Genomic DNA, 13018 nt, shown 5'->3' on the forward strand with positions numbered 1-13018 from the left:
GTGCGAATTTATTTCGCGCTCTATTTCTGAGCGTATATTTAAAAAGCGAGGTGTAAAACCTCACCTACACAGAGTAAGAATGCAAATCGTAGGTGCGAATTTATTTCGCGCTCTATTACGTGAGCGTATATTTAAAAAGCGAGGTGTAAAACCTCTCCTACAATAAACATCAAGCACGTAGGTGCGAATTTACTTCGCGCATAGAGCCCAGCTTAAAAGTAAAAAGCGAGGTGTAAAACCTCACCTACAATAAACATCAAGCACGTAGGTGCGAATTCACTTCGCGCTTGAGTAATACTTAAGCTGTACCACCAACTGTTAACCGATCAATTTTAAGGCTTGGTTGGCCTACGCCTACCGGTACGCTTTGACCATCTTTACCACAAACACCAACACCTTTATCAAGTGCTAAGTCGTTACCAACCATAGATATTTGCTGCATTACTTCTGGTCCATTACCAATAAGCGTTGCGCCTTTAATTGGTTGGGTAATTTTACCATTTTCGATTAAATACGCTTCTGATGCGCTAAATACAAACTTACCTGAGGTTATATCAACTTGTCCGCCGCCAAAGTTAGGCGCGAATACCCCTTTTTTAACTGAGCTGATAATATCGGCTTGGCTGTGCTCACCACCTAACATGTAGGTGTTAGTCATGCGAGGCATTGGTAAATGCGCATACGACTCACGGCGTGCGTTACCTGTAGGGCTTACACCCATTAAACGCGCGTTTAGCTTATCTTGCATATAGCCTTTTAAAATACCGTTTTCGATGAGTACGTTGTAAGCGGCTGGTGTGCCTTCATCATCCACATTAAGTGACCCACGGCGATCGGCCATGGTGCCATCATCAACAACAGTACACAGCTCAGATGCTACTTTTTGGCCCACTTTACCACTAAACGCAGACGCGCCTTTGCGGTTAAAGTCGCCTTCAAGTCCATGCCCTACCGCTTCGTGTAAAAGCACGCCAGGCCAACCATTACCAAGTACAACTTCCATCGTGCCTGCAGGTGCATCAATAGCTTCAAGATTTACTTTAGCTTGGCGTACAGCTTCTTCAGCAAATTCCATCCAACGTGGTTTACCATCAACAAGTTCTTTAAAGTAACCATAATCTAAACGTGCACCACCACCTGCGCCACCGCGTTCACGGCGACCATTTTTTTCAAGCAGCACTGAGCAGTTTAAACGAATAAGCGGGCGAATATCGGTGGCAAACGTACCGTCACTTGCTGCGATTAATACTTCTTCGTAAACCGCTGACATTGAACTAATTACTTGCTCTGCATCGGGTGCTAGTTCGCGAATATAGTTTTCAAGTTCGCGTAGTAAGCTCACCTTGTCGGTGTCGCTCATACTCGAAATTGGCTGATGCGGTGCAAATTGCTCTTTAGCTTTAACATCACTAAATACTTTAATCGCTCTATCTTCGCCGGCATCTGCAATACTACGTGCTGCTGTAGCCGCTTTATTAAGTGCTTCAAGATTTATTGCATCAGAGTAAGAAAAACCTGTTTTTTCGCCGCTTACAGCACGTACCCCAACGCCACGTTCAACGTTATAAGAGCCTTCTTTAACTAAGCCGTCTTCAAGCACCCAAGATTCGTGGTGGCTTGATTGAAAATATAAATCGGCGTAATCCACTTTATGCTGATGTATGTAAGCGAGCGTTTTTTCGAGCTCTTCTCTATTTAGCTGGCTGTCGTGTAGTAAATGCTGTTCAACCGAATTCATAATAAATGCTCTCTAAATCGTTGATGAGACTGCACGGGCATATCTCGTCTAATTTTTTGTAACTGGTCTAAATCTGCGTTGCAGCTTATAAAACCGGTGCCTGTTGGCAATTCACTCAGGATACTTCCCCAAGGTGAAATAATAATACTGTGGCCATATGTTTGTCGGCCATTTTCATGTGTACCGTACTGAGCTGCTGCAACTACATAACATTGCGTTTCTATTGCGCGAGCTGCTAATAATGGCTGCCAATGCGCTTGTCCTGTGACGACTGTAAATGCACTGGGTACTAAAATAATATCGGCGCCTTGGCGTACTAGTTCATTGAATAAGCCACTAAAGCGCAGATCATAACATACTGTTAAGCCTATTTTACCAAAGGGAGAATCAACAACAACCACATCGCTACCTGCTTGGGTAAAATCTGACTCTCGATAGCTACCTGTTTGATCATCTACGTTTACATCAAATAAATGTATTTTGTTATACGTTGCAACCAGCTCGCCTTGATTATTATATAAGTGCGATGCTGCATAATATTTATGTTCGTTAAATGGCTCAGGCATTGTCCCTGCATTTAACCAAATATTATGGTGTTGGCACAATTCACTAAGTTGTAGTTTGTATCGCTCAACTTGCTTAGCAACACGTAACGTATCGTTACCACTTTTACTAAACACTAAAAAAGCCTCAGGCAAACAAACAAGTAATGGTCTTGTTGCGGGGAGTGTTTTAAGTGCACGCTTTAAGCTTGCTATGTTGTCATCAGAGCTTAGCCCTGAACACATTTGCAGGGCAACTATTGTGGGAGTGCTTAGTATTTCAGTTTTGTTCATTGCGTTACTGTTACTTGTGCATCTTTAAGTTTTAAATCGACTGATGCTTGTGGCTGATTTTGCGCAGCTTGAGGAAGCGTAACTTCACGACTTTTTCTGTCGAGTTCTTGAACAATAGGATCGTTCATTTTACCCGTTACTTTAAAGTTGATCTCTGAGATGACGCGCGCAGAATGAATAACTTTATCAATTGCTAAGGCAGCAAGCCCTGTTACTGGGTTTACCATCCATGCAACTATAACCGGAATACTCGAGGTTACCTGCGGCGCTACAGCAAGATCATAATCTATATCAAGCGTGTTTAAATTTGCATAACCTTTAATGGTTAAATCGGCGGGTACGCCGTCCATTTTGGTATCTTTAGTGTAAGCAATACCGTTTTCTAACTGCATAGTGCCTTGCATGCTGTTATAAAAAAAGCCCTTTGAAAATACATCTCTAAAATCAAGTTTCAGCTTGCGTACTAATGAATCAAGGCTCAGTAACGAAAATACGCGTGCCCCGCCATCGCTAACTTCAGTTAAGTGACCTTCTCCTAAATCCCAAGCTATCTCGCCACTTAAACTTTTCACATCAAAATCATAAGGTGCTGCTTGCCAAGTAAGATCATAATTTAGATCAGCTTTTGAATCTTTAATCGCGGAGGTTATATCAAACTCACCAAACAGTGCGCCTATGTCATCACTTTTAAGCTCGCCACTTAGCGTTGTTAATCCATTTTGCCACTGCCCTTTAGTGCGCAGTACATGATCGCCTTTATCGACTACAAGTTCTGATATTGATAAACGCTCTCCATCACCTAATAATGACGCACTCACTTTATCAAGTTGGTAGCGGTCAATTTTGCAATCACTACATTCAAACTCAATAGCAGGTATTTTAGTAAGCCAGCTCAAGTCTTTCTCAGGAAGTACATCTGTTATTTCAAGTGCTTGCTCATTGTGCGGTGCAAAATTAAGCCTTAAGTAATCGGCATTAATTCTTATGGGCTGGCTAGGCTGTGATGTAGGAATAAAAACCCCAGCTCTAAGTTCTTTAGCATTTAGCTTTAGGTATAAATCGTCTTTTGATGGTGCTAAACGCATTTCAAAATCATTAAAGATGATGTTACTCGCATCAAGCATACCTATATTTGCGACCACCTCATTAAGCGGTGGCATAATCCCTTTTGATTTTTTATCTGGGTTTGCTTTACCCGCTTTAATTATTTGATCAATCAGATCAAACCAAGGCACTAGTTCACTCTGTTCAAGATTTATATTTACGCTTAAATCTTTTTGGTTTAATCCTAAATCTTGTTTTCCAAGCACAAAATGGACATTGCTAAACTGTGATTTACCATTTTCTAAAATAGCATTAAAGTAAAACTGTTGATTAGCGTTTGCTGTAATGAGATTAGAAATGTCATCACCTTGTACTATTGCATCAAGCGCCCACACTTGTTCACTATTTTTATTATAAGGTGCAGGTAAGTTACTCGTTAAGCCAAGTAGTTCTGAGTTTACCTGTGCACGGTAATTAAAGCCTTGCTCGGTAAAATTAAGTACTAAGCCAATATCAACATCACTTTGCCCGCTTAAATAATTTTTTAATATACCTTGCCCACTATCTATTAGTGTATCGGCGTCAATTTTGGCGTTTATATCTATGTTTGCTTGGTAATTTTTTGCATCACTTTTACTGCTGTAATTAATAGTTAGCGGCATGCCCAACCATTTCGCAGTCGCATTTTTAAGTGTGATATTGTCGTTTTTAAAATTAAGCTCGCCAGTTAAGTTTTTAAACTCAATTCCTGGCGTTGCTATAAATACTGGCAAGTCATTTAAATTAACCTTGCCGCTAACACTGGCCCCACCTTTAAATTTTGAGCCTACTAAAAGCTCAATACTGGCATCGGCTTCGCCTTTGCCCTGCACAACTTTAAAAATTTCAGCAAGAGGTTTGGCAATAGGTGTCGCTGCAAAAAAGTCATGTAACTTTTCCATTTGTGCTTTTTTATCAATTTGCACAATAAGTTCATCAGCATGCATTAAATCTGTAATGCTTACCTGTACACTATTACCAATATCTAAATTAACCAACTTACCTTGCTGGCTATATATGTCCATACGCTCATTATCAAAATGTAGCTGTACGTCGGCATTGGTGACCAAAGGCCAATCAGTATCAAACTCATAGGTTGCGTTGTCTATTTGCGCTAATACACCAAACTGGCCACTGCCATCGGTGAATGGAAAGCCCGATAAAGGTCCTGCAAATAAGACTTGTGCTTTAGATACTTCTCCGCCTTTAATTGCCCCATTTAAATAGCTAACGAGCTCAGGGCTCATTGCTTTTAATGGGAAATAATGACCTGCAATTTTGGCATCTGGGGCGAAGGCTTCAGCGTAAAGATCTAATCGAGGATCATCTGTTAGACTAATTTGTAATTCTGCAGCAAGAGTGACGTCATCATTATCAAACCATATATTGTCACTACTTATATGCCAGCCATCATCTCGCTTAGCTAAATCTAGCTCTACATTTAGCTGATTATAATTTATGTCGTTACTAAAGCTTTCGCCTGTAACTAATGTGCCATTTTCGCCAAATAAATTTATTCGACCACTACTTTGATTAAGTAAACCATTTACTCTAAGTCCTTGTGCTGCAGGTACCGATCTTAATTCTTGCCAACCAATATTGTCAGCCTCAAACCATAATTGCCATTGCTGTGCATTAGAAAAATTTAAATAAGCTTGATCTATTTGCCCGCTAGGTTGGCGCTCTAAAAATGGTTCAAGTGCATCAAAATTACTTAGCCCTGCTAGGTTACTAAGTAATTCAAAATCAACTTGATGGAGCCACACTTCATTTTTCGCCCCTAGTTGAGCTTCAAACTCTAAACTTGGCCATGCTTTATCGTTACTATTAAATGTTAAACCGGTGCTTTTTAAGTGCCAGCTATTTTGCTCGGGATATAGATGGAATCCACCTTCACTCAAGCTAACTTGTTGGCTTTGCTCTTCTCGCTGCCAACGCACAAAGCTTGGTAGCCACTGCATTTTTATATCGCTTACAAAACCTTTATCTAGTTTTAGCCACGCTTGTAAATTAATATCGCTATGCAGTTGTTGCTTTTGCGTATTTATATATTGCGCTAACCAGTTAGATACATCGACTTTGTTAGCCTGCACATAAATGTCGCCCGCAACTTGCTCTAGAGTATCGCCAGTGAGTGCTATGCGCGCATCAAAATCACCGACCGAAATACCCGGCAGTGCTAAGCTCCCACTACCAAGATGCTGCTCATCTTCATTTTGCCAAACAATATTTTTGAGGAGTAACTTACGCTCTTTACCGTCTTCTAGAACAAAGTTAATACTGGAATTTTCTATTGCAAAATGACCCGTTTTACCCAAAAACAGTTCTTCAATTAGCTCTTTTTGCTCAAAAGAGACTTCGTCGTTATCACCGGTTTTAAATAAGTTGGTGATATTTACACTGGTATGAAAACCATTAATAACAAAATAATTAGATCTAAGTTGCAGTGCTTTTAAGCTTTCCCATAAGTTTAGCTCTAAGCTGGTTTTAGCAATGGTGAGTGATATTGGTGCAGTTTCGTTATCTTTAAACGATAAATTCTCTAGTACTAATGCAGGACCACTGCCCTGCCAACTAGCTGATATTTCACCTATAGATAAGCTTATTTCAAACTTTTCGTGTAAATAGCTTTCTATATTACCTTTGTATTCGTTTGCATACGGGAGGGTATATTTTAAAATTGAAACAATAACGGCCAGTAATACCAAAATTATGGCGCAGGTCTGCCATAACTTTCTAAAACAAAAAAAACAGACCGCTTTTGCTTTCATTACATCATTACCACATCAAACTGTTCTTGGCTGTATAAGCTCTCTGTTTGAATATTGACTTGCTTACCAATAAATAGTTCAAGCTCGGCAAGGTTATGGTACTCATCGTTTAGTAGGGCTTCGCTCACAGCAGGCGCTGCATATACCATAAACTTATCGGCAGCGTATGCTCGGTTAACACGCACTATTTCACGTAGTATTTCGTAGCAAACCGTTTCAACTGTTTTTTGCGAACCACGACCAGAACACGCAGGACATACATCACATAAAATATGTTCTAAGCTTTCGCGTGTACGTTTACGTGTCATTTCAACAAGCCCAAGTGCTGAAAGCCCATTAATATTTGTTTTAGTGCGATCTTTTGCAAGTGCTGATTCAAGTGAATGTAATACTCGGCGCTTATGATCCTCACTTACCATATCGATAAAGTCGATAATGATAATACCGCCTAAATTACGCAGCCTAAGCTGGCGAGCAATTGCAGAGGTTGCTTCTACGTTGGTATTAAAAATTGTTTCTTCTAAATTACGATGTCCTACAAATGCACCTGTATTAACATCAACAGTCGTCATTGCTTCTGTTTGGTCAATAATTATATAACCACCAGATTTTAGCGTGACTTTACGATGTAGTGCTTTTTGAATTTCGTTTTCAACATCAAACAAATCAAATATAGGTCGCTCACCTGGATAGTATTCGAGTACTTGAGACAGTTGTGGAACAAACTCTTCAGTAAATAACTTTAGCTCTTCATGAGTAAGTTTAGAGTCAACACGAATGCGTTCCATATCTTCGCCTACATAGTCACGTAGGGTTCTAAAGGCAAGCGTTAAATCTTCGTGAAGGATGCTGGCCTTACTGGTTTTTTTGCGACGAGCCGTAATTTTTTCCCACAGTTTTCTTAAAAAACCGGCATCGTGTCGTAATTCTGCTTCGCTAGCGCCTTCGGCTGCTGTACGTACAATAAAGCTGCCATTTTCATCGCCATATTCTGCGACTATTTTTTTAAGGCGTGAGCGCTCTTCTTCAGTTTCAATGCGCTGACTAACCCCTACATGGGTCGCATCTGGCATAAACACTAAATAGCGAGAAGGAATAGTTATATCAGTGGTGAGTCTTGCGCCTTTAGTGCCTAGCGGATCTTTTACCACTTGCACCATAATGTATTGGCCTTGACGAACTAACTCTCTAATATCTTGTACTTTTTTTATTGGTACATCGTCTACGCCTTCAACAATAGAGGCACTATTTACAATGTCGGATGCATGCAAAAATGCCGCCTTTTCAAGGCCGATATCAACAAAAGCAGCCTGCATACCCGGAAGTACACGGCTTATTTTTCCTAGGTAAATATTGCCTACAATACCTAGATTACCAATTCGCTCTAGCTGTATTTCTTGCAGTACACCGTTTTCTATTAGGGCAACACGGCTTTCGCTCGGTGTGACATTGATCAGTAATTCTGTACTCATGTTACCTTCTTAAGAATGTTTTTAATAATTGTTCGGTTTCATATAAAGGTAAGCCTACAACAGAAAAATAGCTACCCGCAATGTGAGTTACAAAGCGACCACCTAAACCTTGGATACCGTAGCCACCGGCTTTATCTTGTGGCTCATTAGAATCCCAGTAGGTATTTATTTCTTCATCAGTTAAAGTTTTAAAGGTGACATCTGTGCTTACAACACAGCTAAGCACATCATTTTGCGTCGCAAATGCAACTGCGGTAAGTACTTGATGCGTGTTACCTGATAAACGTTTTAATGTGTGTATAAAATCGTTTTTATCACGAGGTTTACCCAGTGATTCATTATCGATAACAACCACGGTATCACTACCAAGTACAGGGCGATCGGTATATCCAAGCTCTACACCGCTTTGGGCTTTCAAGCGAGCTAAACGCTCAACAAGTGCTCTAGGTTGCTCGTTTGGAAGTGGACTTTCATCTGCATCAACACTAAATTGTGTAAATTCGACACCTAATTGGCTTAATAACTCTTTACGACGGGGAGAGGCTGATGCCAAATATACTGCGGTAGTCATTACCTGATCCTAAAATGTCTGCGATATTTACGAAGTAGTAAAAACACCCAAAACCAACTAACCATTCCGGTTGCTACTGGCCATAAATACTGTGGATTAAAGTAAACCCCTAACAAAAAGTGATTTAGCCAAAACTGCATTAAATGATACAGCGTTAAAAACAAACCAATTAATAAGCTTTGTTGCCAAAGCGAAAAGTTACGAATTTTTTGAAAGTTGCTCGCGGTTACAAATATACATATTGAAAATGTAAGCGAGTTGACACCTAGCGGTGAGCCAGATGCTAAATCTATTAATAAACCAACAACCCAAGCAGTACCAATATTTAAACGATGCGGTACTGCCAACGACCAATACATAAGTACAAGTAAAACCCAGTCAGGTCTAAATGGTTCAAACGAAAAAGGGAGCGGCATTAATGCCATTATTAACGCAAAAAAGATGCTTAGCGCAATTAACAATGAATAACGATTAATCATCGCTGATTTGCTCCTGTTGATTACGCCATAAAATAACCAGCAAACGAATGCGATCTAATTGCGCAATAGGTTCTGCAAAAACTTGTGCAAACGGGCGGCCTTCATCACGGTTTATTTCGGTTACTACAGCCACCGGGTATCCCTCAGGGAATGTGCCACCTAATCCTGATGTAACAAGTACATCGCCAATTCGCACATCTAAGCTGTGCGGAACGTGAGAGAGCTTAACTACGTTAATTTTACCTATGCCCTCAACAACAGTTCGCACATCGTTACGCAGTATACGCACAGGTGTGGCATGCGTAGTGTCGGTCATGAGTAATACGCGTGACGTAGTTGACCCTACTTTAGTTAATTGCCCTACTACACCCATCTCATCAATGACGGCTTGGCTTTCACTAAGTCCATCGGTGGTACCACGATTTATAACAACTTGATGGCTATACGGGTTTGAATGCACAGAAAGTACTTGAGCAATAATTTTACGATTTGATTGCTTTGCAGATGAGCCTAATAAGGCGCGTAGTTTTTGATTTTCTCTGGCTAGAAATTGATACTGCTGAAGTTGCTCACTTTGTAGCATTTGCTTTTTTTTCAGCGCTTCATTTTCAGTAAGAAGTTGCTCTCGTGTATGCAGGCTTTTAGCACTTAAGCTAAATAATTCGTAGGGTAAATTAGCAACATAAATTAGTGGGCTAACTAAGGTATTGAGGCTGGTACGAACAACGGTACCACCTTGCGTATATCTGTCTCCAACAATGAGTGCGATACTCAAAAGCACTGCGACAAAAAGTCGCAGTTGCAAAGAGACTGTGCGTCCAAACATTAATTTCATTAGTCGTAACTAAAAACGTCACCACCATGAACATCGATCATTTCAAGTGCTTTACCACCACCACGTGCAACACATGTAAGTGGATCATCAGCAACAACAACCGGAATACCCGTTTCTTCCATTAATAAACGGTCTAAATCTTTTAACAATGCGCCACCGCCAGTAAGTACCATACCGTGTGCAGAAATATCTGATGCCAGCTCTGGTGGTGATTGCTCAAGCGCAACCATTACTGCACTCACAATACCCATTAATGGCTCTTGTAGAGCTTCTAGGATTTCGTGTGAGTTAAGTGTGAATGAACGCGGAACACCTTCTGCAAGGTTACGACCGCGCACTTCAATTTCGATTGGCTCATCAGTTTTAAACGCAGAACCAATTTGATGCTTAATATTTTCAGCTGTCGCTTCACCAATTAAGCTACCAAAGTTACGGCGTACATAATTAATGATAGCTTCGTCAAACTTATCACCACCAATACGAACAGATGATGAGTAAACAACGCCGTTAAGTGAAATAATAGCAACTTCAGTTGTACCACCACCAATATCAACAACCATAGAACCGGTTGCTTCTGATACTGGTAAGCCTGCGCCAATAGCTGCTGCCATTGGTTCTTCAATTAAGTAAACTTCACGAGCACCTGCACCCATTGCAGATTCACGTATTGCACGTTTTTCTACTTGAGTAGCACCACACGGTACACAAATTAGTACACGCGGACTTGGACGCATAAAGTTATTGTTATGCACTTGTTTAATGAAGTGTTGTAACATTTTTTCTGTTACAAAAAAGTCAGCAATAACACCGTCTTTCATTGGACGAATCGCTTTTATATTACCCGGTGTACGACCTAACATAAGCTTTGCTTCTGTACCTACAGATGCAACACTTTTAGGTCCACCAGCACGCTCTTGGCGGATAGCAACAACAGAAGGTTCATTTAATACAATGCCTTCGTCTTTTACATAAATTAGGGTATTGGCTGTACCCAAGTCGATCGATAGATCGTTAGAAAAAATACCACGGAGTTTTTTAAACATGAGGCTGGATGACCTTTGAAATACGTTCTTATATTAGCTGCCTCACTTTAACATGCTCAACTATATGAGCAATATAAAGCGCAGCGCCTTTGTGAATTTGTGAAAAAAGGAAGCAAAGCTTCCTTAATTGAGTTTTATCGTTCGCGAACTAAGCGAAAACCAATGTAGTTAGATCTAAAATCAGGCGCTAAAATTAAACGCGTAGATGCACGAGCAAGGCTTGGTGCAAAGTTCCACGCTCCGCCTCTTACTGCTACATCAGACTCACCTGATTCTTTATCGGTCCATTCCCATACATTGCCTACGGTATCGTATAATCCAAATGCATTTGGAGAAAAAGAACCTACTGGTGATGCACGTCTGTTTGACCATTCACTACCACACCAACCACAGTTAGCTAGGTTTTTACCAATTTCGTTACCCCAAGGGTATTCTGTTTCAGTTCCTGCGCGTGCTGCGTATTCCCACTCAACTTCGTTAGGTAAACGAAATTGCTGTCCTGTTTGACCCGATAACCACTCAGCGTAAGCTTTTGCATCGTTATAAGTTAAACATACAGCAGGAAAGTCACTGCCTTGCTCAAAACCAGGATTACGCCAATTTAAATTTGCTTCCCATACTGGTTCGCCATTTAAATAATACGCACACCCTTTATTTTTTTCCGCTTGAGTTTTATAACCTGTATTTGCTACAAACTTTTCGTAGGCACCCACGGTTACTTCTTTACTTTGCATAGCGAAAGAATTTGCTATTACTTTTTCAATTACTGGACGTTCATTAGCTAAACCATTGCCGTTAATATCGCCCATTTTAAATTTGCCTGCAGGAATAACGACAACCGGCGTTTCAACGTTTGCATTTAATACATTAACGTTTTCACTAACCTGGCGTGTTGTTACTTCTGGTTGCTCTCGAGTATAGGTCGGTGCAGCAATCGACTTAGGCTTTTTTACTAAATTTGCATTAATTGTTTGCGCTTTATTCAAATCGACACGTGCTTGATAAGGTTTATAACCAAGTTTACGTATTTCAATGTTATGAATGCCCGGCGGTAAACGTGTAATCAAGCGTGTTGAGCCAAAGCTTACACCATCGATAAACACTTCATCGTCGTATACGTTTGATCGTAATGTTAGCTCTACTGATTGATCCTTCTTCTTATTAAGGATAGAAGGGTAATCTTTTTTCACCGATGCAGGTTTAACTGAATAATCACGTACTGGCTGCTCATTTAAACGAGAAACCGACACCGTGTTGCTATTATCCGCGCTATTACTGAATGTTAACTGACTATCGGTAAATGTATTGTTATACGCTGGTTGATAAGCAGCCGTAAGTGGCGTGCCGTACTCAGAACAATAGCGGTTATCTATGCTTAATAAGCTACATAAACGGCTGCTATTAACTTCGCCGCGCATAGTTACGCTTAAGTTAACGTTGTAATTACCTTGGCCGCTAAATGCACTGTTAACTACATGGCTACTTAATATTTGTACTTGAGCGCCCGCCAAATTACGTTTTGGCTCAACAATGCGCTCTTCTGTTAGATTTGCAAAAATTTGATCAACAAAGCGTTTAGTTGCTTTTTGTAGACCCATTTGCTGACCGCGTTGCTCACATGCTGCTAGCGTTTCTGTTCGCTTACAGTTAATAGTGTGGTTAACCTCAAGCGTACCTTCACGTGTAAACTCGTTACGTAAACGCTCTACGCGGGCTGTAGTTAACTGCTCTTTTAAACTTTCTAATGTATTTAAAAGCGTATGCTTAGCAACACGAATTTGTTCTATATCTTTACGGTGGGATGCAATTGCCGCCAACTGCATAGAAATGTCATCTTTATTTTGCTTATGATCAATCACCGCTTTTTGATAGCGTGATTGAGCCGCACTAATATTAATAGTGGGATCGTCAATTAAACGACGGTACATTTCGTTCATCGCATCGAGCGCTTGGTTTTTTTCTTTATCTAGCTCTGTAGAACGAGAACGAAGTAGCTCTAATTGATTTTGTAACTGACTTTCTTCTTTAAGATGTTTTTCAAGTATTCTTGTCGAGTTATCGTATTCTGTCTGTTTAACACTAATCTCTGAGTCAATTCCAGTCACTGTAGCTGTGTCTTGTGCAAATGCACTACTAGCTAACAAACTAGCTGAAATTAACAGAGATAAAGGAGTAATTCGCATATATTCC

9 protein-coding genes are annotated in these 13018 nt (G+C 40.4%); all 9 read right to left on the bottom strand.

Translation table 11 applies throughout. From position 1 onward, the window contains the following. Positions 1-298: 298 nt before the first annotated feature. The 9 genes from tldD to AAEY62_RS08560 all read right to left on the bottom strand — a co-directional run bounded on the left by tldD (position 299) and on the right by AAEY62_RS08560 (position 13011). Positions 299-1738, bottom strand: coding sequence for a metalloprotease TldD (tldD, locus tag AAEY62_RS08520; RefSeq protein WP_101163214.1), 1440 nt, complete (start codon positions 1736-1738; stop codon positions 299-301). Beyond that, positions 1735-2574 (bottom strand): carbon-nitrogen hydrolase family protein, encoded by an 840-nt coding sequence (locus AAEY62_RS08525; RefSeq protein WP_350634802.1) that lies wholly within the window; start codon positions 2572-2574, stop codon positions 1735-1737. Before AAEY62_RS08525 ends, tldD begins: the two co-directional genes overlap by 4 nt. After that, a complete protein-coding gene (locus AAEY62_RS08530) occupies positions 2571-6428 on the bottom strand; it encodes a YhdP family protein (protein WP_350634803.1) in 3858 nt (1285 codons plus the stop codon). The genes AAEY62_RS08525 and AAEY62_RS08530 overlap by 4 nt, the downstream gene beginning before the upstream one ends. Beyond that, entirely contained in the window at positions 6428-7900 is a 1473-nt protein-coding gene (gene rng / locus AAEY62_RS08535; RefSeq protein WP_007586345.1) for a ribonuclease G, read from the bottom strand. The genes AAEY62_RS08530 and rng overlap by 1 nt, the downstream gene beginning before the upstream one ends. A 1-nt stretch (position 7901) precedes the next feature. After that, a complete protein-coding gene (locus tag AAEY62_RS08540) occupies positions 7902-8471 on the bottom strand; it encodes a Maf family protein (protein ID WP_007586343.1) in 570 nt (189 codons plus the stop codon). Continuing rightward, the gene (gene mreD, locus AAEY62_RS08545) at positions 8471-8950 is read right to left on the bottom strand and encodes a rod shape-determining protein MreD (protein WP_007586341.1); all 480 of its coding nucleotides are present in this window, start codon (positions 8948-8950) and stop codon (positions 8471-8473) included. Before mreD ends, AAEY62_RS08540 begins: the two co-directional genes overlap by 1 nt. Beyond that, on the bottom strand, positions 8943-9785 hold the full coding sequence (mreC, locus tag AAEY62_RS08550; protein WP_193371825.1) for a rod shape-determining protein MreC: 843 nt from the start codon (positions 9783-9785) through the stop codon (positions 8943-8945). Before mreC ends, mreD begins: the two co-directional genes overlap by 8 nt. Further along, entirely contained in the window at positions 9785-10828 is a 1044-nt protein-coding gene (locus AAEY62_RS08555; RefSeq protein WP_007586338.1) for a rod shape-determining protein, read from the bottom strand. Before AAEY62_RS08555 ends, mreC begins: the two co-directional genes overlap by 1 nt. A 134-nt stretch (positions 10829-10962) precedes the next feature. Further along, positions 10963-13011 (bottom strand): SUMF1/EgtB/PvdO family nonheme iron enzyme, encoded by a 2049-nt coding sequence (locus AAEY62_RS08560; RefSeq protein WP_007586336.1) that lies wholly within the window; start codon positions 13009-13011, stop codon positions 10963-10965. Positions 13012-13018: the final 7 nt, after the last annotated feature.

This window comes from Pseudoalteromonas sp. GW168-MNA-CIBAN-0100 (genome assembly GCF_040309225.1).
GTDB lineage: Bacteria > Pseudomonadota > Gammaproteobacteria > Enterobacterales > Alteromonadaceae > Pseudoalteromonas > Pseudoalteromonas arctica.

Bases quoted from the DNA above. Each gene is read 5' to 3' on its own strand.
- tldD (WP_101163214.1), bottom strand. From the start codon at position 1,738: ATGAATTCGGTTGAACAGCATTTACTACACGACAGCCAGCTAAATAGA.
- AAEY62_RS08560 (WP_007586336.1), bottom strand. From the start codon at position 13,011: ATGCGAATTACTCCTTTATCTCTGTTAATTTCAGCTAGTTTGTTAGCT.
- AAEY62_RS08525 (WP_350634802.1), bottom strand. From the start codon at position 2,574: ATGAACAAAACTGAAATACTAAGCACTCCCACAATAGTTGCCCTGCAA.
- mreC (WP_193371825.1), bottom strand. From the start codon at position 9,785: ATGAAATTAATGTTTGGACGCACAGTCTCTTTGCAACTGCGACTTTTT.
- AAEY62_RS08530 (WP_350634803.1), bottom strand. From the start codon at position 6,428: ATGAAAGCAAAAGCGGTCTGTTTTTTTTGTTTTAGAAAGTTATGGCAG.
- AAEY62_RS08555 (WP_007586338.1), bottom strand. From the start codon at position 10,828: ATGTTTAAAAAACTCCGTGGTATTTTTTCTAACGATCTATCGATCGAC.
- rng (WP_007586345.1), bottom strand. From the start codon at position 7,900: ATGAGTACAGAATTACTGATCAATGTCACACCGAGCGAAAGCCGTGTT.
- AAEY62_RS08540 (WP_007586343.1), bottom strand. From the start codon at position 8,471: ATGACTACCGCAGTATATTTGGCATCAGCCTCTCCCCGTCGTAAAGAG.
- mreD (WP_007586341.1), bottom strand. From the start codon at position 8,950: ATGATTAATCGTTATTCATTGTTAATTGCGCTAAGCATCTTTTTTGCG.